This window comes from Nocardia sp. CA-135953, from assembly GCF_050955735.1.
Taxonomy (GTDB): Bacteria; Actinomycetota; Actinomycetes; order Mycobacteriales; family Mycobacteriaceae; genus Nocardia.
In genome coordinates, this window is the sequence record NZ_CP192082.1 from 1040805 (window position 1) to 1065324 (window position 24520).

Here is a 24520-nt window from a genome sequence, read left to right on the forward strand (position 1 = left end):
TCGCGCCTGGGTCTGGCGCCTAAATACGCGGAGAGGCGGACAAGCGCTCGCGGAGTTTGGCGCGGTCCGGCTTGCCGGGGCCGCGCAGCGGAAGCTCGTTCAGCAGCGCCAGCTCGCGCGGTGCGGCGATGGAATCGAGTTCGCGTACGACGTGATCGCGCAGTTCCTCGAGGGTTGGGGTGGCACCAGGGGCGGGGACCACCGCGACCGCGACCCGCTGGCCGAGCCGATCGTCGGGCAGACCGAGCACCACGCATTCGCTGATGGTGGGGTGCGTGATGAGCACGGCCTCGACGACCTGCGGGATAACGAGCAGACCGCCGGTCATGATGGCCTCGTCGAGCCGTCCGCTGATGCTGAGCACGCCGTTCTCATAGGTGCCCGCGTCGTCGGTGCGGAACCAGCCGGGTTCGGCGAACGCAGGATGGTCGGGCTGGCCGCGGTAGCCGATGGCGATCATCGCGCCGCCGAGCAGCACGCGACCGTCCTCGATGCGAATCTCGGCGCCGTCGAGCGGAACTCCGTCGTACACGCAGCCACCGCAGGTTTCGCTCATGCCGTAGGTGCGAACGACGTTGATACCGGCCGCTTTCGCGCGTTCGTAGACCGGTGCCGGAGTGGCCGACCCGCCGACGAGCACGCCGTCCAACTGGGCAAGTGCTGCCGCGACGGTGGGCGCCTCCAGCGCCTTGATGAGCTGGGTCGGCACCAGCGCGGTATAGCGGCGCTCACCGCGCATACCGGAAATCGCGCCGACCAGCGCCTCGGGGAGGAAGCCGCCGGAAACGTCGAGCACACTGGGTTCGGTGCCGGCCAGAATGCTGCGCAGCAGCACCTGAATGCCCGCGATGTGATGGGTCGGCAGGGCCAGTAGCCAGGTGCCGGGACCACCGAGTCGATCGTGTGTCGCGGTCCCGCTGGCCCGCAGCGCGGCAGAGCTGAGCATGGCGCCCTTCGGCACACCGGTGGTGCCGGAGGTGGTCACGACCAGTGCCGCCTCGTCATCGATCAGTTCGCCGGGCGAGAGTGCATCGCTCAGTCGCCGGGCCTCCCGACGGTCGCTGGTCGGTATCGGCAACCACGCGGGGCCGTTGCCCTCCAACACTTCTCGCAGATGCGGCATGACATCGCCGAGCCCGGATCCGCTCGGCATCGGCAGCGTCCGCAGGGTGCGACTCACGATTTCGCCCCTGTCATGCGCGACCGCACGTCACTGGTGCTCGGCGCCGTCGTGCGCAGGCGCGCTGTGTTCATGGTTCGCTCGCTGCGCTCCCTCACGAGTCTGATCGTGTCATGTCGACACGACCGCGCGTGGCACGGGTCGGTTTGCTGGGGCGGCGCGCTGGGAGTTCGGCCGCGTCAGGGGGAAAGAAGTCGGGTACGCCGGACATCGAGACTGCGATTCACTCGGAGGACGGTACTCAGCGGTGCTCACCCGGACGTCGGCGGTCGGGCGGTCATCCGTGGTTATCGTCCTCGCCGGGGTCGGCATTGGCAACTCGAGCCGGAGCGGCCGCGCCGCCGCTGTCGGCGTGATCAGTCCGGTGACCAGCGCGAATCCCGCCGAATCGGATGCTCGGCGGGAACTTCGACCAGAACGATCGGCACACCGTCGGGATCGCGCACCCACATTTCGATCAGTCCCCACGGCTCGCGCACCGGCTCGCGCTCGATGCGGATCCCCTTCAGCGCGAGCTCCGCCGCCGCGTCCGAAATGTCGCGAACCTGCAGCCAGAGCGCGCCTTCGAAGGTGGTCGATTTGCCCGATCCGCCGTGCGCGGCCACCTCGACCAGCGACTGTCCAGCGAAGAAAACCGTGCCGCCCGGATACTCGCGCGCGATGGCCAAGCCGAGTCCGTCGCGGTAGAACGCGAGGGTCATCTGGTAGTCGGCGGGCCGCAGGATGACCCGGCTGCTGAGGATGTCCATGTCAGAAGTACCAGGGGTAGGGGGTCCAGTCCGGCTTGCGCTTTTCCAGGAAGGCGTCGCGGCCTTCGACCGCCTCATCGGTCATATACGCCATCCGGGTGGCCTCGCCCGCGAAGAGCTGCTGACCGACCAGACCATCGTCGAGCAGATTGAACGCGTACTTCAACATGCGCTGGGCCTGTGGGGATTTGCCGTTGATATCGGCGGTCCACTCCAGTGCGACACTTTCCAGTTCGGCGTGATCGACGACCTTGTTCACCGCGCCCATCTGATGCATTTCCTCGGCGGTGTAGGGGCGGCCGAGGAAGAAGATTTCCCGCGCGAATTTCTGGCCGACCATTTTCGCGAGATAGGCGCTGCCGTAACCGCCGTCGAAGCTGCCGACATCGGCGTCGGTCTGCTTGAACCTGGCATGCTCGCGGCTGGCCAGGGTCAGATCGCAGACCACGTGCAGACTGTGCCCGCCGCCCGCGGCCCAGCCGTTGACCAGTGCGATGACCACCTTCGGCATGAACCGGATCAGCCGCTGCACCTCGAGGATGTGCAGGCGGCCCGCGCGCGCCTGGTCGACAGTGTCCGCGGTGTCGCCATCGGCGTACTGGTAGCCGCTGCGGCCGCGAATGCGCTGGTCGCCGCCCGAGCAGAAGGCCCAGCCGCCGTCCTTGGGGCTGGGACCGTTGCCGGTGAGCAGCACCGCGCCGACGTCCGGGGTCATCCTGGCGTGATCGAGCGCGCGATAGAGCTCGTCGACCGTGTGCGGGCGGAACGCATTGCGCACCTCCGGCCGATCGAAGGCCACCCGGACGGTGCCCTGCTCGATATGCCGGTGATAGGTGATGTCGGTCAGGTTCTCGAACCCTGGAACGGGCCGCCACAGCTTCGGATTGAACGTCACCCCAGTGATTATCGCTCCCACTGATGTTTCGGATGCCAGCGACTTCCATGCGAACTTCTACGGTGCCGATTCCATTACTCGACGGTACGACTTGACGGTGTATAACAACGCGATACCGTGCAAGCATGGACAGAGCATCGCGTAGCGATTCGATGAGGGGCGGCGGTCCTGCGGCGGCCGGGCGTGAGGCAGTGAAACGGGTTCCAGAGCAGGTCGTCGGGCGGTCCGGTCCGCGTATCGACAACAGCGCGGTCGACGAATCCAGGTACGAGAAGCACGGCGGCTTCCCCAAGGTCTCCCGCGCGCGAGTCGGCGCCGACTTCGGCGCGTTCGTCGAGGCCATGCGCACGCTGCAGGATCTGGTCGTCTCCGTGGACGCCCCCGACGAGATCTACGGCGCGGCACTCGACCGGACGCGCGAACTCATCGATCTGCTCGAGCCGTATCGCGCACCCGAACTGCAGGGCCCGGCGGGCCGCGCGGTCGAATTGCCCGGGCGCGGCAGCCTTTTGCTGCTGCCGTGGCAGGTGATCGAGGCCGGACCCGACGGCATCGTGATGGCCGGTGAATTCCGTCGCTTCCATCTCGGCGGCAACGGCGCGGTACACGGCGGCGTGCTCCCACTGCTCTTCGACGATCTGCTCGGCATGATCGTGCATTACGCCGGAAGGCCGATCAGCCGCACCGCCTACCTCGATGTGAACTACCGCAAAATCACTCCGTTGCAGACACCGCTGACCGTGCGGGGGCGCGTCGATCGCATCGAAGGGCGCAAAACGTACATAACCGCGGAACTGGCCGATGAGCAGGGCAATGTCCTCGCCGATTGTGAAGGATTGATGGTCCAATTGCTGCCGTGGCAGCCGTAGCCGGACGAGTGCCGTGTGGCTCTGCGCACCAGTGCGTATAGTGACGTGCGCTCGTTCATCGACATCGATCCCGGAGGAACCTGAAAGTGGTTGCAGCACTGTCTGAATCCCTGCTCGACGACGCAAAGCGCACGGCCTTCCTTGCCGATGCCAAGGAAGTTCTGGACGCCGAGGTGTCGGACAAGGGTGGTGCGTCGGGTCTGGCCGTCAAGGGTGGCTACGCGGCGGTCAAGAAGATCAGCCCGTCCATCGTGCCGGACGCGCTGGAGTCCTTGGCGCCCAAGCTCGTCTCGCAGCTGGAGCCGTTCTGGCAGGAATACGCGGCGACGGGGTCCGGCCAGTTCGCCGACCTGCTGGTCGCCAAGTCGGACGAGGTCGCCGAGGCATTGCTCGCGGTGACCGACGCGCGTGCCGACGCCTCGACGCGTCCGGCACTGAGGAAGGTCTACTCGTCGATGCGTTCCTCGGCCAAGAAGAACGTCATCGAGGCCCTGCCCCGGCTGGGCGACCTCGTGCAGCGGCACGCCTGAGTTGGATTGCGGCGCCACGGCGCCGCTTATCGCGCTCATGCCTGCGCCTCGCTAGCGCTCGGCTACGGCATGACCGCATGGGCGGCTGTGTTTTTTGTCGCTCACTACGTTCGCGCATGGGACTCGCTCCGCGGTGGGTGCGCCGGCGACGCTCATTGTCGCGCACGGCGATTCGGCCGACCACGGGCGCTGAGCGCCCCGCGTCCGGTGGTGGACGCGGGGCGAGTTTTCCGCCGACCCGGACAGCGTGAGGGAGCGCAGCGAGCGAACCAACGGCACTGCGCCCTCTGGGCACACCCTCTCTGGGCACAATGGTGCCGAGCGCTAGCGAGGTGCCATTGTGAGCAGGGTGACGAAGACGTCGAAGCAACTGTTCTGAGAGGCTGGAGATGTGAATCCGTCTACAGCACAGGCGCAAGTGGTCGTCGACGAGCTCGCGCGCGGGGGTGTGCGGGACGTCGTTCTGTGCCCGGGGTCGAGAAACGCGCCCCTGGCATTCGCACTGCAGGCGGCTGATGCGGCAGGCCGACTCCGCCTGCATATGCGCATCGATGAGCGAACCGCGGGCTTTCTGGCCATCGGACTCGCCATCGCCAGTCGACTGCCGGTGCCGGTCGTGATGACCTCGGGTACCGCGGTCGCCAATCTCGGCCCCGCCGTGCTGGAGGCGAACTACGCCCGCGTACCGCTGGTGGTGCTGAGCGCCAACCGGCCCTACGAGATGCTCGGTTCCGGCGCCAATCAGACCGTCGAGCAGTTCGGGCTGTTCGGTAGCCAGGTCCGCGCCTCGATCAGCCTCGGACTCGCCGAGGAAGAGTCGGACACCGATGGCGGCATGCCCTACGGCCAGCAGAACAGTCAATGGCGTTCGGCCGTCTGCCGGGTACTCGCGGCGGCCCGTGGCACCCGTTCCGGCAATGCCGGCCCGGTGCATTTCGATATTCCGCTGCGCGAGCCGCTGGTGCCCGATCACACGCCGGACGAGTGGGCGCCGCAGGGCCGCCCCGGCGGCGAGGCGTGGACGTGCAGCCGGTACGCGACGCTCGATGTGCCGCTCGACCTCGACCTGACGCCCGATACGGTCGTCATCTCCGGCCATGGCGCCGGCTTGCGGCCGGAACTGGCCGAGCTGCCGACAGTGGCCGAACCCACCGCCCCGATGCACGGTCCCGCCCTGCATCCGCTGGCCCTGCCGCTGCTGAAGCCGCGGCAGGCGATCATCACCGGGCGGCCGACGCTGCATCGCCAGGTCGCGAAGGTGCTCGCGGATCCGGCAGTGACCGTCTACGCGCTCACCACCGGTCCGCGCTGGCCCGATGTCTCCGGCAATGTGGTCGGCACCGGAACCCGGGCGGTGACCACGGGTGCGCCGAGTGCGGACTGGCTCGCGTACTGCCGCGAACTCGATGCGAAGGCCGTTCAGGTCGTTCGCGCCGAACTGGCCAACCACCCGAAGCCGACCGGACTGCACGTCGCCGCGGTGGTGATGGACGCGTTGCGCGAGGGCGATCAGCTGCTGCTCGGGGCGTCCAATCCGGTGCGTGACGCGGCCCTGGTCTCGCCGCCGCGGCCGGGTGTCCGAGTGCTGTCCAATCGTGGCGTGGCCGGTATCGACGGCACCGTTTCCACGGCCCTCGGCGCGGCGCTGCACCACACCGGCCGCACCATCGCGCTGATCGGTGACCTCACCTTCCTACACGACGCCTCTGGCCTGCTCATCGGCCGCGGCGAACCCCGCCCCGCCGATCTGACCATCGTGGTCGCCAACGACGACGGCGGCGGCATCTTCGAACTCCTGGAACAGGGCGATCCGCAGTACGCCGGTGTTTTCGAGCGCGTCTTCGGCACGCCGCACGGAATGGATTTGGCCGCGTTGTGTGCCGCCTACCGGATTCCGCACAAGCAGGTCGATACCGAGCAGTTGACGGTCGAGTTGGCCGGGCACGCGCACGGGTTGCGGGTGCTCGAAGTCGCGACCGAGCGTTCCGGTCTGCGCGAGCTGCACGCGAGGGTGCGGGCCAAGATCGTGCCGTAAAGCCGACGGGCCGATCAGTACTCCGGCTCGGAATCGCGATCGTCGTCGAGCGGCACCGGGATCGACTGTTCCACGACATCGGCTGGATTGGCTTCGAAGGCATCTCGATCGACCGCTGCCGCGAGTTCGCGGTCGGAGCTGTCGTCGGTGTCATCGACGATCTCGGGATAGGCGGGGACGTTCTGCTCGACGTAGTCGGCTTCCGAAACCGGGGACGTGCTTGGATCGGTCATCGTTCATTCCTCTCCGCGCGTGCTTTTCGGCTGGGTACCCGATGCTCTGCCGAGCGAACTCCAGATGCTGCGGAAATCACAGCGCAGGCGGACAACCAGTCCAACACTGTCGAGAATGCTCCAAGTCCGTTCGCGCGGCAACCCACCCGCAATTCGCCCTCAACTGGCTGCTGCGCCGGCCAACGGTGTCGACCGTCATCGTCGGCGCACGTAATGCGGAGCAGTTGCGCCAGAACCTCGGCGCAGTCGGCTGGGAACTCGACGCCGAGCAGATCGCGCGTCTCGACAAGGCAGGCGCGACGACCCCGGCGTATCCCTACTACCCGTACTACCGGCTGCCGGACTTTGCGCGGCTGAGTGCTCCCGCGGTGTGAGAGGGATCAGCCACGGCGGCCATTCCTCCGCAGAACCCGCGGGATCGGGCGCTGAGGCAATCACCCTCAGTACACGTCGCGAACGTATCGCTTCTCGGCAACCAACTGCTTCCGGAACGCCAGCGCCCCGTCCTCGTCGAGTTTGCCGTGGATCCTGGCAATGGTCAGCAGGGTGTTATCGACATCCTTGGCCATGCGCGCCGCATCACCGCACACATAGACGTGCGCGCCGTCGCGCAGCCAGGACCACAGCTCGGCGCCGTGCTCGATCATCCGGTGCTGCACGTAGATCCGCTCGCGCTGGTCGCGGGAGAAGGCCAGATCGAGTCGGGTGAGGAAGCCCGAGCGGAACATATCCTCCAATTCCGCTCGGTAGTAGAAATTCTGGGCGGCATGCTGATCGCCGAAGAACAACCAATTGCGGCCGATGCAGCCGAGGGCACGGCGTTCCTGCAGGAAGCCGCGGAAGGGCGCGATGCCGGTGCCGGGGCCGATCATGATCATCGGTGTGGTCGGATCGAGCGGCGGCCGGAAGTGCGGTGCGCGCTGCAGGAAGATCGGCACCGCGGATTCGGCGGCGTCGGCGCGGTCGGCGAGGAAGGTCGAGCACACCCCACCGCGCCGCGCCACGGATCCGGTCGCGGCCGGATCGCCGTACCGGACGACACCCACGGTGAGCTGCACCTCGTCGGGACTGACCAGCGGACTCGACGAAATCGAATACTGGCGCGGCTGCAGCTTTTTCAGCGTGCCGAGCCATTCCACGAGATCGGCGCGCACCGGGAAATCGCGCAGCACATCGACCGCCTGCCGATCCCACAGGTAGTTGTCGAGTTCGTTGCGATTGTCGCGGCGCAGCAGTTTCGCCAGCCGGTTGTTGGGATTGCGTTCGGCGATGAAGGTGAGCAGATCGTGGCTGACCTTCGTGATGTCGAAGCGGGTCCGCAGCGCCTGGGCCAACGACAATTCCTGGTTGTCGAGTTCGATGATCCGACGGCCGTCCAAACCGGTCGCCCCGAGCCATTCGGCCACCATCGACTCGGCGTTCGTCGGCCAAACCCCGAGCGAATCACCGACCTCGTAATTCGCTTTCAGTCCGCGCAGGTCGAAGCCGAACTGGCGCACTTCCTTCGGCGATCCGGCATGCGACAGCGGCTCATTGCGCACCAGCGGTGCGGTCACCGGGGCATTGCGGGTGAACGACGCCGGTCCGGCGGTCTGGGTCCCGACGGCCGGTGCGGTGCGGGTCAGCACCATCGTGCCGCCGGAGGACCGTTCGGGCATCCGAGTTCCGCGGGGACCGGCAGGACTCGTCTCGGGCGCACCGCCGTCCAACGCGGCGAGCACCTCGTCGAGCCAGCGCGCCGCCGCTTCCTCGTAATCGGGCTCGCTGTCGACGCGTGCGAGCAGACGGGTGGCCCCGCGTTCGGTCAGTTTCGCGTCCAGTTTGCGACCGTGGCCGCAGAAGTCGTCATAGGAGGAGTCGCCCAGTGCGAACACCGCGTACCGCATGCCGGTCAAGCGGATCACGCTGTCGTCCAGGCGTTCCCAGAAGTCGGTGCCATTATCCGGCGGTCCGCCGTCGCCGAAGGTGCTGCTGATCACCAGCACATCGCCGGTGAGTTCGTGGAGTTCGCACGAGTCCATATCGAGCAGCCGCGGCGCGAAACCGGACTCGGCCAGGCGGGCGGCCGTCGTCGCCGCGAACTCTTCGGCCGTGCCGGTCTGTGAGGCCCAGAGTACGGTGACCGGCCGGGTCGGTTCGTCGGGAACATCGTCGGTGGACGCGGATTCTGTTGTCGCGCTTCGCGAATACATACCGGCGAGCAGTCCGTCGATCCACAGCCGACTGTTCTTGGCCAACGGCGCGGATTCGGGCAGCACCGGCTGGCCGGTCACCGGAAGGGATTGCAGCGCCGAGAGATATCCGGCGAGATAGATCCGTTCGGTCTCACCGAGCGTCGGCGCCGTGCCCGTGTCGAGCCCCAGCATGACCGCCAGCGGGTGCGAGCCATGGTTCGTGGCGGTTTCCGGCACTCCCGCCGAAGGGGTTTCGGCCGCTTTCGGCATCACCGCGACCCGCCGCAACGACACCGCGCACGCCTTGAATTCGGGCTGCAACGAGTCCGGATCCACCGCGTCATTGGTCACGGCATTGATCGTCAGATATTCGCCCTGCTCGTCGTTCCAATGGAACGGCGCGAAGCAATCACCGGGCCGCACCCGGTCGCTGATCTGCACCGGCAGCACCGCTCTACCGCGTCGGGAGGCGATTTCGAGCTGGTCACCGGCCTCGACTCCGAGCCGCTCGGCATCCTCGGGATGCACCTCGACGAACGGCCGGCCGGTCAATTTGGCCAGCTTGTCGATCTTGCCGGTCTTGGTCATGGTGTGCCACTGATGCTGCAGGCGGCCGGTATTGAGCATGAACGGGTAGTCGTCGTCGGGCATTTCCGCCGGCACCAGATGCGGGCGCGGCCAGAACACCGCGCGACGGCTCGGCGTCGCGAAGGCCAACCGGGGCTGGTGCCCGGCATCGTCGACGAAAAGTTCCTGGCTGACGCCGTCATTGCGGTAGCGGATCGGGTTGCGCGCGCGGTCGGGCTCGGCGCACGGCCACTGCATCGGCCTCTCGCGCAACCGCTCGTAGCTCATGCCACGCAGGTCGTATCCGGTGGCCGGATTGGCGAATTGCTTGATCTCGTCGAAAACCTCGGCACTGGAGGAGTATTCGAAACCCGCGAAGCCCATCGCGGTGGCGACCTGCGCGATCAGCAGCCAGTCCGGACGGGCGTCGCCGATCGGATCCACCGAGCGCTGCAGCAACGTGACATTGCGCTCCGAATTCACCATCACCGCATCGGCTTCGGCCCACAGCGTGGCGGGCAGCAGTATGTCGGCGTAGGAGTTGGTGGCCGTATCGGTGTAGGCGTCCTGCACGATGACCAGCTCGGCTGCCTCCAGGCCGCCGATCACCGTCTTCCGGTTGGCTACGGTGGCAACGGGATTGGTGCAGATGATCCAGGCCGCCTTGATCTGCCCCTCCGACAGCTCGCGGAACATCTCGATCGTGCCCGGTCCGGCTTCGGTGCGCAGCGTGCCCGGCTCGACGCCCCACGCGGTCTCCACGAAACTGCGGTCGGTGGGGGAGAGCAGACTGCGCTGCCCGGGCAGACCCGGACCCATATAACCCATTTCGCGCCCGCCCATGGCATTCGGCTGACCGGTCAGCGAGAACGGTCCGCTGCCAGGACGACAAACAGCCCCGGTGGCCAGGTGCAGGTTGCAGAGCGCGTTGGTGTTCCAGGTGCCGTGGGTGGACTGGTTGAGTCCCATGGTCCACAGCGACATCCATTCACCGGCTTCGCCGATCCAGCGCGCTGCGGTTCGGATATCGTCCTCGGCCAGCCCGGTGATCGCGGCGACCTGGTCCGGCGGGTAGTCGGCGAGGAATTCGGGCATCGCCGCCCACCCCTCGGTGTGCTCGGCGATGAAGTCCGCGTCGATAGCACCGTTTTCGACGAGCAGGTGCAGTAGCCCGTTCAGCAAGGCGAGATCGGTACCCGGCGCGATCTGCAGGAACAGATCGGCCCGCGCCGCGGTATCGGTGCGCCGCGGATCCACCACGATCAGCTTCGCCCCCGCCTTGACCCGGTCGATCATGCGCAGATAGAGGATCGGATGGCAGTCGGCCATATTCGCGCCGGTCACGAAGAACAGATCGGCATGTTCGAAGTCGTCGTAGGAGCCGGGCGGCCCGTCCGCGCCGAGCGACTGCTTGTAGCCGGTCCCGGCGCTGGCCATGCACAGCCGGGAATTGGCCTCGATGTGCTTGGTCCGCAGATACCCCTTGGCCAACTTGGTCGCCAGGTATTGCGCCTCGAGCGACATCTGCCCGGAGACATACAGCGCGATGGCGTCCGGTCCGTGTTCGTCCAGGATCGCCCGCAGCCGGGCGGCCACCTCGTGCACCGCCTCGTCGACGGGCACCGGCACCGGCACCTGCCCGCGCTCGGGCCGCCGGTACGCGGTCTCCATCCGCCCCGGCGCCGCCATCAATTCCTGGTGGGTCGCGCCCTTCGTGCACAGCCGGCCCGCATTCGTCGGATGCAGTTTGTCACCGCGAACCTTGGCGATGACCGGCGCCCCGTCCGCGCCCGGGCGGGTCTCGACGACGATGCCGCAGCCGACGCCGCAGTACGAGCACGCCGTTCTGGCGGTGCTCGCATGATCGGTGCCTGCATCGGTCATGCCACCGATCATGCGCACCGCCGATTGCGGCCGATTTACCCAACGTTATCGACAGATGACAATTGACCTCACCGCAGCAAATTGCCCCCGTGAGGTGTGGCGCACGCCACGAAAATCTGCCGCGACCAGGAGCTCCGTCCGATTTGCCGGTCAGCCCAATTTGTACGCGCGGTGTAGTGCGACGATGCCGCCGGTCAGATTGCGCCATTTCACCGACGACCAGCCCGCATCCGCGATCCGCAGCGCCAACTGCCGCTGATTCGGCCAGGCCCGGATGGATTCGGCGAGGTAGACGTAGGCATCCGGATTACTGCTCACCGCCACCGCGACCTTCGGCAGCGCCTTCATCAGGTACTCCAGATAGATGGTGCTGAAGATCGGCACGACCGGCGTGGAGAACTCGCAGATCACCATCCGCCCGCCCGGTTTGGTGACTCGCAGCATCTCGCGCAGCGCGGCATCGGTCTCGGAGATATTGCGCAGACCGTAGGAGATGGTCACCGCGTCGAACGAATCGTCGGCGAAGGGCAGTGCGGTCGCATCGGCGGCCACCATCGGCACATTGCGGAATTTGCCCGCGGCGAGCATGCCCTGGGAGAAGTCGGCCGCCAGGCACCAGGCACCGGATTTTGCCAGGTCCAGTGTCGAAATGCCGGTACCCGCTGCGAGGTCGAGCACGCGCTCACCCGGCCGCGGCGCCACTGCCTTGCGCACCGCCCAGCGCCAGTATCGATCCTGTCCCAAGGAGATGACGGTGTTGGTCAGGTCGTACCGCTTCGCGACCCCGTCGAACATCGACGCGACCTCGTGCGGCTGCTTGTCCAGCGAAGCCCGAACCGGTTCCCGCTGCTCTGTTTTCGCCACGTCCCCGAACCTACCGCGCGCAGCGCATACCCGGCGAGACTCCCGCGCCGAACTGGCCCAGACAATTCGCGTCGTTATCGGACGCGCCGGTCTTTTCCATGGTCACATCCCCGTAATCGGCATTCGGAGGTCGCGAAACTCACAAACGAGTTACGCCGTGTGCGGCAACTGGGTCCGAATCCCCGTGACGGCGGCGTAGTGACCCATCAGTTCGGTGCAGATGGCGGGCCAGGTCCGCTGCAGCACCGACTTGCGAGCAGCCGCGCCGAATCGCGCCCGCAGTACCGGATCACGAAGCGCCGCAACCGCACTGGGCAGGAGCTCGGTGAAGCGATCCACCGGTAGTAGGTAGCCGTTGCGGCAGTGCGCGATCAGATCGCGCGGTCCGCCCGCATCCGGACCGATCACCGGAACCCCGGCGGCCAGCGCCTCCTGCACCCCCTGACAGAAAGTCTCGTGCTCACCCGCGTGCACCATCACGTCCAGGCTCGCATACGCCTGCGCCAGCTCCTCGCCGCCGAGCTCACCGGTGAAGACCGCAGTGGGCATCATCCGAGCCAACCGACCCCGCTCCGGTCCGTCCCCGACGATCACCAGCTGAATCGCCGGATCGCTCGCCAGCACCGCCAGCCGGTCCACATGCTTCTCCGGGGCCAGCCGCCCGACGAACCCAACCAGCAGTTTGTCCTGCCCACGCAACCAGGACGCCCGCAGCTCCGGTCGCTTCGCCGACGGTGTGAACCGGGCGATATCGACACCGCGTCCCCAGCGGTGCACCCGGGGGATACCGTGCCGCTCCAGATCCTCGGCCGCCGCGCGCGACGGCGCCAGCGTCCGTGTCGCGCCCTCGTGAATCCGTCGCGTCCAGGCCCAGGCCGCCCGAGTGGCCAGCCGCAGCCCGTAACTCTTCGCGAACCCGGCCACATCGGTCTGATAGATCGCGACCGTCGGCAGATCCAACCGCATCGCCGCACCGAGACCACCCGCGCCGAGCAGGAAGGGCGAGGCCAGATGCACCACATCGGCGTCGAATTCATCGATCGCGGCGGTGATCCCGGGCTGCGGCAGGCCCACCGGCAGCGAACTGACCTTCGGCACCATCACCGCTGGTACCAGATGTACCGGGAATCTTTTGTAGACCCGTGGCGCGGCGGGCAGCCCGTGCGGCGTATCCGGCGCGATCACCAGCGCCTCGTGCCCGTGCTGGTCCAGGTGGTCCAGCACCCGGAGCACGGAATTGACGACGCCGTTCATATTCGGCAGGAACGACTCCGAAACGATGGCTACTCGCACCATCCCAGGTTGACCCGTGCAACGCGCCACGCCGTCACGTCGAAATGACCGATACGCAAAGATCCGGCGAACTGTCGGGGCCGCTCGGCTCAGGCGGCGCCGGCGGCCGCGCGGGATCCGTTCACCGGGCCAGGCGTACGGCGCTGTGCCCGCAGCAGCAGCCACATCGTGGGCAGCGCGACCGCCCACACCAGCAGAATCACCGACAGCGCGGGCTGAATCGCGACCCGCACGTCACGTCCGGCCACCCGGACCAGATCCGGATCCTTGCGGCTGTACTCCACATTGATCCGTTCGCCCGCGGTGAGGTTGGTCGGGTAGAGCACACCGACCTTCGGATTGTGCGTCTTCCCGTCCGGTGTGACATAGATGACCGCCGAGCGCAGCCGCCCGGCCGAGAGCACCTCGGCGGAGGTCACACCCTTGTCGGAGCTGATCAGACAGTCGTTGCGCCAAGCGGCCAGCACCAGCAGCACGACGAGGGCGCTGAGGAAGACGGCCGCCGTCAGCACCCCGACCCTGGCCCGCCGCAGGCGGTTCGAACGCCTTTCGGACTGGCTGGTTTCCGACACCACAACAGGCTACTTGCCGCCTCCGATACCGTTTGCGGCCATGTCCCGAAAATTCAGCTTCACCGTGCCCTACGCCGTCCCGGTCGAAGATCTTCACCGGGCACTCACCACCGACGACGTCTGGCAGTCCCGGTTCGCCGGCGCGCAGACCGCCACACTCGATCTCTCGCATCCGCAGGGTATGGGCACCATCCGTATACATATGACCGAAAAGGCAAGCGATGACAGGGTTCCCGGCATCGTGAGCAAGGTACTCGCGAGCGAACTGGTGCTCTCGCGCACCGACAACTGGCAGGCATTGGACGGCGAAATCGCCAAGGGCACCTTCGAGGGCGTCACCGGCGGCATCAGCAGCGAAATGTCGGGCACTTATGAACTGCGACCGACCGTGGAGGGGTCCGAGATCGAGGTCGTGGGCACCGTGCGGGTCAAGGTGCCGCTGGTCGGCGGTGCGATCGAACCGCTGGCCGAACAGCTGCATCATCGGGTGCTCGAGAGCGAGCGCAAACATATCGAGAAATGGGTCGCCGCGCAGCCGAGCGCCTGACCCGTTCCGAACGCCCCGGCGAAAACCGGGGCGTGCCGGGCTCATCGGCTAGGCGGAATCTCCCGGGCTGAATTCCTTGGGGCTGAATTCCTTGGGCTCCACCAGCACCAGCCAGTTGCCGGAGTTGTCCCGGATGATCGCCTCGGTGCCATAGGGCCGTTCGGCGGGCGGCTGGATGAACTCCACGCCCCTGGCGGTCAATTCCTCGAAGGTCTTCTGGCAGTCGTCGGTCTTCAGACCGAGCGCGCCGTTGGTGCCGTTGGCCAGGGCCCGGCGGATGGCGTCGGCGAGATTGTCATCCAGTGGCGGTCCCGGAATCATCAGGGTGATTTCGAGTTCGGGATGATCGGGATGTGCCACGCTGACCCAGCGGAATCCATTGTCGCCCATCGTCACATCGCTGGTCTCGACGAACCCCAGCTTTTCGGTGTACCACTGCTTGGCCGCGTCCTGGTCGGTGACGTACACGGTGACCAGCGAGACATTCGTAATAGTCATGCCCAAAGGCTAGGAGGGGCGTCGACCTGGGCGCTTCTCCGAAATTGCTGAGTTGCGCGAACCGCTGAGCACTCAGCCCCGCGGCTTGCGATCCGACAGCCCGTGCATGAACACATAACAGCCGGGAATCCGTGGCGCGCCGTCCGCGAATTTGGCCTGATACTCCGACGGCGTCACCCCGACCAATTGCCGGAACTTACTGCTGAACGACCCGAGACTGCTGTATCCGACAAGCATGCAGACCTCGGTCACGGTGAGGTTGGTGGCCCGCAGATAGTCCTGTGCCCGCTCGATTCGTCGCTCCGCCAGATACGCCGCGGGCGTCACGCCGTATACGGCCGCGAACGCGCGCAGGAAGTGATACTTCGAAACCCCTGCGGCGGCGGCCAATTCGTCCAGATTCAACGGCTCGGCATAGTTCCGGTCCGCAAGATCGCGCGCCCGTCGCAGATGCGGAAGTAGGTAGAGCGCGGGTAATCCGGTCATCTCAGGTGAAGGGTGCGAGTTCGTCGAAGCGGTAGGACGCCCGGCCCGCGGCCCGCCAGGCCCTTGCCGTCAGATCCAGATCCTCGTCGGTGACCAGATTGCCCATCACCCGAACCGCGGTGCGCTGCAGATACTTCGACCGCATCACCGGCGGGCCGCCCATCGGCACCATCCTGGGGTGAGTCGCCAGACCGGCGATCCGTCGCGCCACGGAGAACGTCCGACCGTAGCGGGTACGCAAGAGTTCCGGCCAGACCTTCGTGAGATCCGGTTCGTCCAGCAGTTCGGCGAGCATGTGCCCGCCCTCCAGTCCGTAATCGATGCCCTCGCCGTTGAGCGGATTCACACAGCCCGCGGCATCGCCGATCAATACCCAATTGCGCCCCGCGACATTCGACACCGCCCCACCCATCGGCAGCAGCGCGGACGCGACCGCCCGCAGCGAACCGTCGAACTGCCACTCCTCGCGGCGCAACGAGGTGTAGTGCGCCAGCAGCGGTTTCAGCGCGATATGCGAAGGCCGCCGCTCGGTGGCCAGCGAGCCGACGCCGATATTCACCTCGCCATTGCCCAGCGGGAACACCCAGCCGTAGCCGGGCACCAAGTCGCCGTCGGCGTTGCGCAGTTCCAGATGTGAAGTGATCCACTGGTCGTCGCTGCGCGCGGACTTGATGTAGGCGCGGGCCGCGGTGCCATAGGCGTACTGCCGATGCCACGTGCGCCCGAGCAGTTTGCCGATCGGGGAGCGGACACCGTCGGCGACGACGAGCGTCCTGCATCCGATCGCACGGGTGCCCTCCGCCGTCTGCACCGTCACACCCGTGACGCGAACACCCTCCCGGATGACATCGATCACTTTCGTGCCGTCCAGCATCCTGGCCCCGGACTTCACAGCTGTCTCACGCAGCTTGTCGTCGAGTTCGGTTCGGGGAACGGCACTTCCATACGTTGGGAAGGAGCCGCCCGGCCACGGCAACAGCGCCTCGCGGCCGAAACCCGTCAGCCGCAGGCCGTGGTTCACGGTGTGCGCGCGCAGCCAATCGCCGAGTCCGAGGTGCTCCAATTCGGCGGTCGCGCGCGGAGTGAGTCCGTCGCCGCAGGTCTTGTCACGTGGGAAGACAGCGGAATCGATGAGCAGGACATCGCGACCGGCCCGCGCGGCCCAGGTGGCGGCGGCCGATCCGGCCGGCCCGGCACCGACCACGAGCACTTCGGTCTGTGTGGGAATCGCGCTCTGCGTCTCCCCGTCCCCGCCGGCGGGGGTGACATCCGGTGAACCCATGCGCTCAATACTCGCAGGAGCATTCGGTTCGTGTCGATGGAGCCCGCCCCTGGCGCAGACCATGCGATCGATGAGGTCGGTAAACCATATGGAAAAGTGTCTGATACACCGCATAGTGACGGTGTTGATGGGCCGTGCGGCGGGGACACGCTAGGTTCTCTACCGTGGGGTCGGACGCATCGCTGGGAGAAGAGATGAGCACATCGGCTGTGAGTGATGAGAGCACGGTGGTGGCCGGAGTCGATCTCGGTGATACCGAGCTCGCGGAGACCGTGCGCAATGGCCTCATCGATGTCGAAAAACTCCTGATCGATGAGCTGTCCGACGGCGAGCTGTTCCTACAGGAGGCGGCGCTGCATCTGGCCAAGGCCGGAGGCAAGCGATTCCGCCCGCTGTTCACCATCCTCACCGGCCAGCTCGGTCCGCGCCCCACTGATCCGGCGCTGATCACTGCGGGCACCGTGGTCGAGCTGGTGCACCTGGCGACGCTGTACCACGACGACGTCATGGACGAGGCCACGATGCGCCGCGGCGCCCCGAGCGTGAATTCACGCTGGGGCAACAGCATCGCCATCCTCGCCGGCGACTATCTCTTCGCGCACGCGTCACGGCTGACCTCGACTCTCGGTCCCGATGCCGTGCGGATCATCGCCGAAACCTTCGCCGAACTGGTCACCGGCCAGATGCGGGAAACCATGGGCGCGCGCGAATCCCAGGATCCGGTCGAGCATTACCTGCGCGTGGTCTGGGAGAAGACCGGCTCGCTGATCGCCGCCGCCGGACGCTTCGGCGGCACCTTCTCCGGCGCCGATGCCGAACACGTCGAGCGGCTGGCTCGGCTCGGCGATGCGGTCGGCACGGCCTTCCAGATCTCCGACGACATCATCGACATCTCCTCGGCCGCCGAACAATCCGGTAAAACGCCGGGCACCGACCTGCGCGAGGGCGTGCACACCCTGCCGGTGCTGTACGCGCTGCGCGACGAGGGCGCCGAGGGCGACCGCCTGCGCAAACTGCTGGCCCACCCGCTGCAGACCGACGACGAGGTCGAGGAGGCGCTGTCCCTGCTCGCCCGCTCGCGCGGCATGGTGCTGGCCAAGGACAAGCTGCAGAGCTACGCCGATATCGCGCACGCCGAACTCTCCGTGCTGCCGTCGGGCCCGGCCAACGACGCCCTGGAGCACTTGGTCCGCTACACCATCGAACGCGTCGGTTAGGTGGCACGTAGCTCACATTTCGATCAGGAACCTTCGCTCGGCCCCCTGCGTTGACCTGGTGTAATCCAATCGGTGAGGTCGTGGCAACCGCGACGACCGATTTCGTGAGTACATCGGTAACCCGCCGGTACGCCCAGAACCCACCAGGCACTCGACACAGGACCGGTGACCGGGTCTCGCGGCACTGACTTGTACGGCCTGAATACGCGGAGAGGCGGACATGCACGGGTATGCGAATGGGCTGAAGACGTTCGGGCTCATGGTCGGCCTCTCGGCCCTGATCGTGTTCGTCGGGGCGATGTTCCGCAGCCCGATGATTCTCTTCCTGGCGATCCTGCTCGCCGTAGGCATGAATGCCTACGCCTATTTCTACAGCGATAAGATCGCGCTCGAGGCCATGCACGCCCAGCCGGTCAGCGAGCTGGAGGCCCCGGTCATCTATCGCATCGTGCGCGAGCTCGCGACCACGGCGCGTCAGCCGATGCCGCAGCTCTACATCAGCCCGACCAACGCCCCCAACGCCTTCGCGACCGGACGCAATCCGCGCCACGCCGCGGTCTGCTGCACCAGCGGTATCCTGCAGATCCTCGACGAACGCGAACTACGCGCGGTGCTCGGCCATGAGCTATCGCACGTCTACAACCGCGACATCCTGATCTCCTCGATCGCGGGCGCACTGGCCGCGGTCATCTCCGGCGTGGCCAACCTGGCCTTCTCCGCCTCGATATTCGGCGGCAACCGCAATGGTGAGGGCCCCAATATCCTCGGCGTGATCCTGGTGACGCTGCTCGGCCCGATCGCCGCGACCCTGGTCAAGTTGGCGGTCTCCCGCTCCCGTGAATATCAAGCCGACCAATCCGGCGCCGAACTCACCGGCGATCCGCTCGCCCTGGCCTCGGCGCTGCGCAAGCTGGAGCGCGGCGTGCAGGCCGCCCCGCTGCCCCCTGAGCCGCAGCTGACGGCCCAGTCGCACCTGATGATCGCCAACCCCTTCCGCGCCGGTGAGCGTGCGGCACGCCTGTTCTCCACTCACCCCCCGATGGCCGATCGCATCGCCCGTCTCGAGGAAATGGCGGGCGGGCCCCGCAACTACTGATCGGCGGACCCGACGCGCTCAATCGTGTTCGGTCGCGAGTTCCTGTTCGGGAACGCGCATCTTCTCGGCCCGCCCCACCACCCGTGGCATGAGCAGCAGCAGACTCCGAAAGCCTTCGTCCACCCGATGCCACGCGCACCCGCTGACATCCCGCACACCTCCACAAAGTATTTGTTTGCCAAGCAAAATCTAATCTCTGGCAAGGCTAGTGCCCGGCGCTCGGCGATCCGGAAGGACGCGGCAAATGCCCCGCGCGCCGCCACCGACGACCACCTGCGGACGGTGCACAAGCAATCGCGGCGCGATCTCGTGACGGTTCGCACGCAACTCGACCAGCTTCAGGATGGGGGTGAAATCCCAAGCCTGCCAATGGATCTGCGCGGCCACTGTGTCGCGTTCGGTGGCGCGCTGCATGAGCATCACACATTCGCGCTGCATGAGCATCACACATTGCGGACGGTGTCTTTCCGGCGCTGGTCCGCCGGCATCCCGAATCGGCTCCGGCGGTCGAGCGGCTGCGGCGTGAGCACGGTCTGGTCGCCACGCCAATCGCCGAATTGCAACAGTTGCCGAACAGCACCGCCGCGGCGAATGAGAAACCCCCGTCGATCATGATGATCGACGGGGGTTTTCGGTGGCAGGTGTAGGATTCGAACCTACGTAGGCTTTCACCGACAGATTTACAGTCTGCTCCCATTGGCCGCTCGGGCAACCTGCCGTCGCGCTTCTCGGCGCGCAGAGCAGCTTACAACGAACCTGCACCCTGAACGCAAACCGGCTGGCCATCGGCCATGTGGCGGGACTAGGGTCGCGCTCCGGGGTAGAACTGACGGTGACTGGATCATCTGGTCGCCGGCGACTGCTTGCAGGTCGCTCGAAAGGGTCAGCTGGGACCCGTTGGACCGCCAGGACAGGAGCGAAGTGTGGCCGATTCGTCTTTCGATGTTGTCAGCAAGGTCGACCGTCAGGAGGTCGACAACGCGCTGCATCAGGCGGAGAAGGAGCTGAACACCCGCTACGACTTCCGTGGCACCGGCGCGAGTATCGAATGGTCCGGCGAGGACAAGATCGTGCTCGGTGCCGAGGCCGAGGAGCGGGTCAAGGCGGCGCTCGACGTATTCAAGGAAAAGCTGATTCGCCGCGATATCTCGCTCAAGGCCTTCGATGCCGGTGAGCCCGTGGCCTCCGGCAAGACCTACAAAATCACCGGCACGCTGGTGCAGGGCATCGACGCCGAGCATGCGAAGAAAATTTCCAAGAAGATCCGCGACGAGGGGCCCAAGGGCGTCAAGGCGCAGATCCAGGGTGACGAACTACGCGTCTCCAGTAAGAAGCGCGACGATCTGCAGGCGGTGATCGCATTGCTGAAAGGTGAGGACTTCGGCATCGCGCTGCAGTTCGTCAATTACCGGTAGGTGTCGTGGCCGATCTTTTCGAGCGACCGGCGAGCGGTCGCTGGCGGCTCGCCGCGTGTGGCCGCAAAAACCGCTCTGACCACTCGGTTTGGAGGTGCGACCGGTGAGTGTGTAATCTCGTTCAAGACTTCGCCGCGCCGGAGTCCTGAAAGTGGGTCACGGTGCGGAGCTAGTCATGCCCCCTTAGCTCAGTCGGCAGAGCGTTTCCATGGTAAGGAAAAGGTCAACGGTTCGATTCCGTTAGGGGGCTCGCCGGATTGCCGGTGGTGACCGACTCGGCATCGCTACAACCTCCACTCTGTGGGGCCGGGCGCGGCATCACCAAGCAATGCGACCCCGTGGCGGTGTAGCTCAGTCGGTAGAGCAAACGACTCATAATCGTTGTGTCGCCGGTTCAAGTCCGGCCATCGCTACCAAAAACCGATCAGACCATCTGGTTGACCCGAAAGAAGGAATATCGTGGCCGCGAAGTCCACCGATGTCCGGCCAAAGATCACCTTGGCCTGCGAGCAGTGCAAGCACCGCAACTACATCACCAAGAAGAACCGGCGCAACGACCCGGATCGGCTGGAGCTGAAGAAGTTCTGCCCGAACTGTGGCACCCACCGGGCGCACCGCGAATCCCGCTAGTCCACCACGCGTGCCGCTGCCGCGTTGATTGGCTTCCGGGTCGGTCCCGGATTCTCGGGTCGTGACACTTGCGAGGGCCGGACATATGTCCGGCCCTATCGTGTTTTACGAATCGAGTGCGGTGGGCGTTGCGAGCGAAGCGAGTAACCGATCGACACAGCCGCCAAGCGGGCACGACGGAGCCGAGCGCTAGCGAGGCGCAGTCGTGAACGCTCCGTCGACTCCGGGGCTCGGGGTCAGATAGGTACAGTCCTCCCGTGACAATCAACACCGGTACAGACGAAGCGGTCGCAGCGGACGAAGAACTCGATCCCGCGGCGCACGCCGCGGCGATGGTCGGTCATCATTACCGCGTCGACGACTACTACGAGGTCGGCCGCGAGAAGGTGCGTGAATACGCGCGCGCTGTGCAGGATTATCACCCGGTGCACTGGGATGAAGACGCCGCGCAGGATTACGGCTACGACAGCCTGCTCGCCCCGGTCACCTTCATCTCCCTGGTCGGAATTCTGGCCCAGCGCAAACTCTTCGAGCAGATCGTCACGGGCTACGACCTGAGCCAGATCATGCAGACCGATCAGATCCTGGAATTCCACCGGCCGATCAAGGTCGGCGATCAGCTGGTCTGCGATGTCTACCTGCACTCGTTCCGGCAGGCCTTCGGTGGCGACATCATCGTCACCAAGAACATCGTCACCGCACAGGACGAGGTGGTGCTCACCACCTACACCACGCTGATCGGGCGCAGCGGCGGCGATATCGATCCGAACCTGCAGGGCGCGGTCCGCAATGTGCTCATGCACGGTATCGGCGAGGACGCGCCGAGCCACCGTCCGCGCACCGGTGCCGCCGCCGATGCACTCGCGGCGCCCGCACCCGTGGTGCCTGCGATCGTGCCGAGCAAGCACGCGATCGACTTCGAGGACGTCGCCGTCGGCGACGAGCTGCCCCCGCGTACCGTTCGGCTGACCCGCGGCGATCTGGTGAACTACGCGGGCGTCTCCGGCGACGCGAATCCGATCCACTGGAGTGACGAGGTCGTCAAGCTGGTCGGCCTGGACAACGTGGTCGCGCACGGCATGCTCACCATGGGCCTCGGCGGCGGTTTCGTCACCTCCTGGCTCGGCGATCCCGGCGCGGTCAAGGAGTACAACGTCCGCTTCACCAGCCCGGTCTACGTGGGCTCCGAGGAGCCTGCGGAGGTCGAGTTCACGGGTAAGGTGAAGTCGGTGGATCCGGAGACCCGGACCGCGGTCGTCGCCATCGTGGCGAAGTCGGCGGGCAAGAAGATCTTCGGACGCGCCACCGCGACGGTCCAACTGGCCTGACCTGGTCGAGCGACCCTGATTGGCATATGCCGCAGGCGGTAACGTACACTCAGATTTCTGGGGTCACCAGCCGCTGCGCGCTGCTCTGCAAGGGCTGGTTCCAGGTGAGTCCGCACGGATTCGCCGACGGGGCCGGCAACTGCCGGAGTGGCGCGCGTGTTGTGTGAAACCAGATGGAAGAACGACAACTGAACACAGAACAGTGGTTGGACAGCTGGATCGTCCAACCGAAGGGGCGTAGCTCAACTGGCAGAGCAGCGGTCTCCAAAACCGCAGGTTGCAGGTTCAAGTCCTGTCGCCCCTGCCCTGGATGCCAGCGACGAAAGGATCGACGTGAGCGAGCGTAGCGAGCGAGCCATTGGCACAGCGCGCATCGCGCACGGCGGCGCCGAGCGTAGCGAGGTGACGGCGTGAGCGACGAGCGGGACAATCGCCACGGCGCGCATGCCGAGGACGACGACACCTCCGCGGTGGCTCGGCCGAGCGGTAAGAGGTCCGCGCGGCGCAGTCGCAATGCCGATTCGGGCTCGGTCGCCACGATCGATCGGCCCACGTCGGGCAAGGCAGCCAAGACCGATCGGGCCGAACGCAAGAAGACGGGTAACCCGTTCAAGCGTTTGATCAAGTTCCTGCGCGAAGTAGTCGCGGAACTGCGCAAGGTGATCTGGCCCAACCGGAAGCAGATGGTCACCTATACGAGCGTTGTTCTGGTGTTCGTGATTTTCATGGTCGCGTTCATCAGCGGGTTGGATCTGGCGTTCATCAAGGGTGTCAACTGGCTGTTCGGCTAGCTGATCGCCGCCGACGCCGGTAGCCGACCCCGAGCCGGCGCGTTACAGCGCGCCAGGCCCGGTACGCAAAGGATGTACGTGACGACACAGGAAGCGAGTGCCCCAGTGAGCACCCCGGAGAACGACACAACCGACGAGTTCCCGGTCGACGAAGCGGTGCAGACCGTCGAGGAGTCCGCGGCCGTCGAGGAAGCTGTTGTCGACGAATCCGACGCCGCTGACGCCGAAGTTGTCGAGGCCGCTCCTGTCGATGCCGAACCCGCCGACCCGGTTGCCGAGATGAAGGCCGCGCTGCGGCGCGCCCCGGGCGATTGGTACGTAATTCACTCGTACGCCGGTTACGAGAACAAAGTGAAGGCCAACCTCGAGACCCGCGTGCAGAACCTGGACCTCGAGGATTACATCTTCCAGGTCGAGGTGCCGACCGAAGAGGTCACCGAGATCAAGAACGGTCAGCGCAAGCACGTCAACCGCAAGGTGCTGCCCGGTTACATCCTGGTCCGGATGGAACTCAACGACGAGTCGTGGGGCGCGGTGCGCAACACCCCCGGTGTGACCGGTTTCGTCGGTGCCACCTCGCGGCCGTCACCGCTTTCCATCGACGACGTGGTGAAGTTCCTGGTCCCGGCCGCGCAGCAGCAGAAGAAGCCCGCTGCCGAGGCCGCCGCGGCGGCTTCGACCGCCACCGATCTCGCGCCCAAGCCGGTCATCGAGGTCGACTTCGAGGTCGGCGAGTCGGTGACCGTGATGGACGGCCCGTTCGCGACGCTGCCCGCCAGCATCTCCGAGGTCAATGCCGAGCAGCAGAAGCTGAAGGTGCTCGTGTCGATCTTCGGGCGCGAGACGCCGGTCGAGCTGGCGTTCACCCAGGTCGCGAAGATCTAGGACCCCCGAATCTTGCAAAGAGCAAGGACACAAAAACCCTAGGAAAGAAAGATGCCCCCCAAGAAGAAGAAGCTCGCCGGGATCATCAAGCTTCAGATCCAGGCCGGCCAGGCGAACCCGGCCCCTCCGGTCGGCCCCGCGCTCGGTCAGCACGGCGTCAACATCATGGAGTTCTGCAAGGCGTACAACGCCGCGACCGAGTCGCAGCGTGGCAACGTCATTCCGGTCGAGATCTCGGTATACGAGGACCGGACCTTCGACTTCAAGCTGAAGACCCCGCCCGCCGCCAAGCTGCTGCTCAAGGCCGCCGGTGTGCAGAAGGGCTCGGCCGAGCCGCACAAGACCAAGGTCGCGAAGGTCACCATGGACCAGGTCCGGGAGATCGCCAAGACCAAGCAGGAAGATCTGAACGCCAAGGACATCGACCAGGCGGCCAAGATCATCGCGGGTACCGCGCGTTCGATGGGTATCACCGTCGAGGCGTGAGTTCGCACTCGCAA

General features: G+C 66.1%; 26 protein-coding genes and 4 tRNA genes. 16 read left to right on the forward strand and 14 right to left on the reverse strand.

Translation table 11 applies throughout. The features are described 5' to 3' along the window. Positions 1-19 precede the first annotated feature (19 nt). The 3 genes from menE to ACQPXH_RS04980 form a co-directional block, all read right to left on the reverse strand. A complete protein-coding gene (menE, locus tag ACQPXH_RS04970; protein WP_433603307.1) occupies positions 20-1153 on the reverse strand; it encodes an o-succinylbenzoate--CoA ligase in 1134 nt (377 codons plus the stop codon). Positions 1154-1536: 383 nt separating this feature from the next. Further along, on the reverse strand, positions 1537-1929 hold the full coding sequence (locus ACQPXH_RS04975) for a VOC family protein (protein WP_433601165.1): 393 nt from the start codon (positions 1927-1929) through the stop codon (positions 1537-1539). Between the two features lies 1 nt (position 1930). Then, positions 1931-2824: a 1,4-dihydroxy-2-naphthoyl-CoA synthase gene (locus ACQPXH_RS04980; RefSeq protein ID WP_433601166.1), complete on the reverse strand. Its 894-nt coding sequence runs from the start codon at positions 2822-2824 to the stop codon at positions 1931-1933. A 125-nt stretch (positions 2825-2949) separates the two neighbouring features. Here ACQPXH_RS04980 and ACQPXH_RS04985 point away from each other — a divergent pair, with 125 nt between their 5' ends. The 3 genes from ACQPXH_RS04985 (at position 2950) to menD (ending at position 6258) form a co-directional block, all read left to right on the forward strand. After that, the gene (locus ACQPXH_RS04985; protein ID WP_433601167.1) at positions 2950-3693 is read left to right on the forward strand and encodes a PaaI family thioesterase; all 744 of its coding nucleotides are present in this window, start codon (positions 2950-2952) and stop codon (positions 3691-3693) included. Positions 3694-3779: 86 nt separating this feature from the next. Further along, a complete protein-coding gene (locus tag ACQPXH_RS04990; RefSeq protein WP_433601168.1) occupies positions 3780-4223 on the forward strand; it encodes a DUF6918 family protein in 444 nt (147 codons plus the stop codon). Positions 4224-4614: 391 nt separating this feature from the next. Next, the gene (gene menD, locus ACQPXH_RS04995; RefSeq protein ID WP_433601169.1) at positions 4615-6258 is read left to right on the forward strand and encodes a 2-succinyl-5-enolpyruvyl-6-hydroxy-3-cyclohexene-1-carboxylic-acid synthase; all 1644 of its coding nucleotides are present in this window, start codon (positions 4615-4617) and stop codon (positions 6256-6258) included. 14 nt (positions 6259-6272) lie between these two features. Here menD and ACQPXH_RS05000 read toward each other — a convergent pair whose 3' ends face one another. Then, complete coding sequence (locus ACQPXH_RS05000; protein WP_433601170.1) at positions 6273-6491, reverse strand: hypothetical protein; 219 nt, start codon at positions 6489-6491, stop codon at positions 6273-6275. A 41-nt stretch (positions 6492-6532) separates the two neighbouring features. On the opposite strand from ACQPXH_RS05000, the gene ACQPXH_RS05005 reads away from it, so the two are divergent. After that, positions 6533-6865, forward strand: coding sequence for an aldo/keto reductase (locus ACQPXH_RS05005; protein ID WP_433601171.1), 333 nt, complete (start codon positions 6533-6535; stop codon positions 6863-6865). 66 nt (positions 6866-6931) lie between these two features. Here ACQPXH_RS05005 and ACQPXH_RS05010 read toward each other — a convergent pair whose 3' ends face one another. The 4 genes from ACQPXH_RS05010 to ACQPXH_RS05025 form a co-directional block, all read right to left on the reverse strand. Beyond that, entirely contained in the window at positions 6932-11116 is a 4185-nt protein-coding gene (locus tag ACQPXH_RS05010; RefSeq protein ID WP_433601172.1) for a molybdopterin-dependent oxidoreductase, read from the reverse strand. A 150-nt stretch (positions 11117-11266) separates the two neighbouring features. Continuing rightward, the gene (locus ACQPXH_RS05015; RefSeq protein WP_433601173.1) at positions 11267-11980 is read right to left on the reverse strand and encodes a demethylmenaquinone methyltransferase; all 714 of its coding nucleotides are present in this window, start codon (positions 11978-11980) and stop codon (positions 11267-11269) included. Between the two features lie 150 nt (positions 11981-12130). Then, the gene (locus tag ACQPXH_RS05020) at positions 12131-13273 is read right to left on the reverse strand and encodes a glycosyltransferase family 4 protein (RefSeq protein WP_433603308.1); all 1143 of its coding nucleotides are present in this window, start codon (positions 13271-13273) and stop codon (positions 12131-12133) included. 89 nt (positions 13274-13362) lie between these two features. Beyond that, positions 13363-13845, reverse strand: a complete 483-nt coding sequence (locus tag ACQPXH_RS05025) for a DUF3592 domain-containing protein (RefSeq protein ID WP_433601174.1) — start codon at positions 13843-13845, stop codon at positions 13363-13365. A 40-nt stretch (positions 13846-13885) separates the two neighbouring features. Between ACQPXH_RS05025 and ACQPXH_RS05030 the strand changes: the two genes are divergently transcribed. After that, positions 13886-14392 carry a DUF2505 domain-containing protein gene (locus ACQPXH_RS05030; protein ID WP_433601175.1) on the forward strand — a complete coding sequence of 169 codons (507 nt, stop codon included), beginning with the start codon at positions 13886-13888 and terminating at the stop codon, positions 14390-14392. A 48-nt stretch (positions 14393-14440) separates the two neighbouring features. On the opposite strand, the gene ACQPXH_RS05035 is transcribed toward ACQPXH_RS05030, so the two are convergent. The 3 genes from ACQPXH_RS05035 to ACQPXH_RS05045 form a co-directional block, all read right to left on the reverse strand. After that, positions 14441-14890 carry a VOC family protein gene (locus ACQPXH_RS05035; RefSeq protein WP_433601176.1) on the reverse strand — a complete coding sequence of 150 codons (450 nt, stop codon included), beginning with the start codon at positions 14888-14890 and terminating at the stop codon, positions 14441-14443. A 72-nt stretch (positions 14891-14962) separates the two neighbouring features. Continuing rightward, entirely contained in the window at positions 14963-15376 is a 414-nt protein-coding gene (locus tag ACQPXH_RS05040; RefSeq protein ID WP_433601177.1) for a helix-turn-helix transcriptional regulator, read from the reverse strand. 1 nt (position 15377) lies between these two features. After that, entirely contained in the window at positions 15378-16658 is a 1281-nt protein-coding gene (locus ACQPXH_RS05045; protein WP_433601178.1) for a geranylgeranyl reductase family protein, read from the reverse strand. Between the two features lie 194 nt (positions 16659-16852). Here ACQPXH_RS05045 and ACQPXH_RS05050 point away from each other — a divergent pair, with 194 nt between their 5' ends. After that, entirely contained in the window at positions 16853-17875 is a 1023-nt protein-coding gene (locus ACQPXH_RS05050; protein ID WP_433601179.1) for a polyprenyl synthetase family protein, read from the forward strand. A gap of 220 nt (positions 17876-18095) precedes the next feature. After that, positions 18096-18971 carry a zinc metalloprotease HtpX gene (htpX, locus tag ACQPXH_RS05055; protein WP_433601180.1) on the forward strand — a complete coding sequence of 292 codons (876 nt, stop codon included), beginning with the start codon at positions 18096-18098 and terminating at the stop codon, positions 18969-18971. An 18-nt stretch (positions 18972-18989) separates the two neighbouring features. On the opposite strand, the gene ACQPXH_RS05060 is transcribed toward htpX, so the two are convergent. The 3 genes from ACQPXH_RS05060 to ACQPXH_RS05070 all read right to left on the reverse strand — a co-directional run bounded on the left by ACQPXH_RS05060 (position 18990) and on the right by ACQPXH_RS05070 (position 19689). Continuing rightward, the gene (locus tag ACQPXH_RS05060) at positions 18990-19127 is read right to left on the reverse strand and encodes a hypothetical protein (RefSeq protein ID WP_433601181.1); all 138 of its coding nucleotides are present in this window, start codon (positions 19125-19127) and stop codon (positions 18990-18992) included. Positions 19128-19160: 33 nt separating this feature from the next. Then, positions 19161-19409, reverse strand: a complete 249-nt coding sequence (locus tag ACQPXH_RS05065) for a hypothetical protein (RefSeq protein ID WP_433601182.1) — start codon at positions 19407-19409, stop codon at positions 19161-19163. A gap of 197 nt (positions 19410-19606) precedes the next feature. Further along, a tRNA-Tyr gene (locus tag ACQPXH_RS05070) sits at positions 19607-19689 on the reverse strand. Between the two features lie 205 nt (positions 19690-19894). Between ACQPXH_RS05070 and ACQPXH_RS05075 the strand changes: the two genes are divergently transcribed. The 9 genes from ACQPXH_RS05075 to rplK all read left to right on the forward strand — a co-directional run bounded on the left by ACQPXH_RS05075 (position 19895) and on the right by rplK (position 24506). After that, a complete protein-coding gene (locus tag ACQPXH_RS05075) occupies positions 19895-20386 on the forward strand; it encodes a YajQ family cyclic di-GMP-binding protein (protein ID WP_433601183.1) in 492 nt (163 codons plus the stop codon). 177 nt (positions 20387-20563) lie between these two features. Next, positions 20564-20636: transfer RNA gene (locus ACQPXH_RS05080), tRNA-Thr, on the forward strand. Positions 20637-20726: 90 nt separating this feature from the next. Next, positions 20727-20802: transfer RNA gene (locus tag ACQPXH_RS05085), tRNA-Met, on the forward strand. A 43-nt stretch (positions 20803-20845) separates the two neighbouring features. Beyond that, on the forward strand, positions 20846-21016 hold the full coding sequence (gene rpmG, locus ACQPXH_RS05090; RefSeq protein WP_011211653.1) for a 50S ribosomal protein L33: 171 nt from the start codon (positions 20846-20848) through the stop codon (positions 21014-21016). A 263-nt stretch (positions 21017-21279) separates the two neighbouring features. Continuing rightward, on the forward strand, positions 21280-22344 hold the full coding sequence (locus ACQPXH_RS05095; protein ID WP_433603309.1) for a fused (3R)-hydroxyacyl-ACP dehydratase subunits HadA/HadB: 1065 nt from the start codon (positions 21280-21282) through the stop codon (positions 22342-22344). A 231-nt stretch (positions 22345-22575) separates the two neighbouring features. Beyond that, a tRNA-Trp gene (locus ACQPXH_RS05100) sits at positions 22576-22648 on the forward strand. 106 nt (positions 22649-22754) lie between these two features. Beyond that, the gene (gene secE, locus ACQPXH_RS05105) at positions 22755-23135 is read left to right on the forward strand and encodes a preprotein translocase subunit SecE (RefSeq protein WP_433601184.1); all 381 of its coding nucleotides are present in this window, start codon (positions 22755-22757) and stop codon (positions 23133-23135) included. A 105-nt stretch (positions 23136-23240) separates the two neighbouring features. Next, positions 23241-24020 (forward strand): transcription termination/antitermination protein NusG, encoded by a 780-nt coding sequence (gene nusG / locus ACQPXH_RS05110; protein ID WP_433603310.1) that lies wholly within the window; start codon positions 23241-23243, stop codon positions 24018-24020. Positions 24021-24071: 51 nt separating this feature from the next. Then, positions 24072-24506: a 50S ribosomal protein L11 gene (gene rplK / locus ACQPXH_RS05115; protein WP_040696015.1), complete on the forward strand. Its 435-nt coding sequence runs from the start codon at positions 24072-24074 to the stop codon at positions 24504-24506. Positions 24507-24520 lie beyond the last annotated feature (14 nt).

Coding starts and splice junctions, on each gene's coding strand:
- menE (WP_433603307.1), bottom strand. CDS start 1,153: ATGCCGAGCGGATCCGGGCTCGGCGATGTCATGCCGCATCTGCGAGAA.
- ACQPXH_RS04975 (WP_433601165.1), bottom strand. CDS start 1,929: ATGGACATCCTCAGCAGCCGGGTCATCCTGCGGCCCGCCGACTACCAG.
- ACQPXH_RS04985 (WP_433601167.1), top strand. CDS start 2,950: ATGGACAGAGCATCGCGTAGCGATTCGATGAGGGGCGGCGGTCCTGCG.
- ACQPXH_RS05000 (WP_433601170.1), bottom strand. CDS start 6,491: ATGACCGATCCAAGCACGTCCCCGGTTTCGGAAGCCGACTACGTCGAG.
- ACQPXH_RS05005 (WP_433601171.1), top strand. CDS start 6,533: ATGCTCTGCCGAGCGAACTCCAGATGCTGCGGAAATCACAGCGCAGGC.
- ACQPXH_RS05010 (WP_433601172.1), bottom strand. CDS start 11,116: ATGACCGATGCAGGCACCGATCATGCGAGCACCGCCAGAACGGCGTGC.
- ACQPXH_RS05030 (WP_433601175.1), top strand. CDS start 13,886: ATGTCCCGAAAATTCAGCTTCACCGTGCCCTACGCCGTCCCGGTCGAA.
- ACQPXH_RS05035 (WP_433601176.1), bottom strand. CDS start 14,890: ATGACTATTACGAATGTCTCGCTGGTCACCGTGTACGTCACCGACCAG.
- ACQPXH_RS05040 (WP_433601177.1), bottom strand. CDS start 15,376: ATGACCGGATTACCCGCGCTCTACCTACTTCCGCATCTGCGACGGGCG.
- ACQPXH_RS05045 (WP_433601178.1), bottom strand. CDS start 16,658: ATGGGTTCACCGGATGTCACCCCCGCCGGCGGGGACGGGGAGACGCAG.
- ACQPXH_RS05050 (WP_433601179.1), top strand. CDS start 16,853: ATGAGCACATCGGCTGTGAGTGATGAGAGCACGGTGGTGGCCGGAGTC.
- htpX (WP_433601180.1), top strand. CDS start 18,096: ATGCACGGGTATGCGAATGGGCTGAAGACGTTCGGGCTCATGGTCGGC.
- ACQPXH_RS05065 (WP_433601182.1), bottom strand. CDS start 19,409: ATGCAGCGCGAATGTGTGATGCTCATGCAGCGCGCCACCGAACGCGAC.
- rplK (WP_040696015.1), top strand. CDS start 24,072: ATGCCCCCCAAGAAGAAGAAGCTCGCCGGGATCATCAAGCTTCAGATC.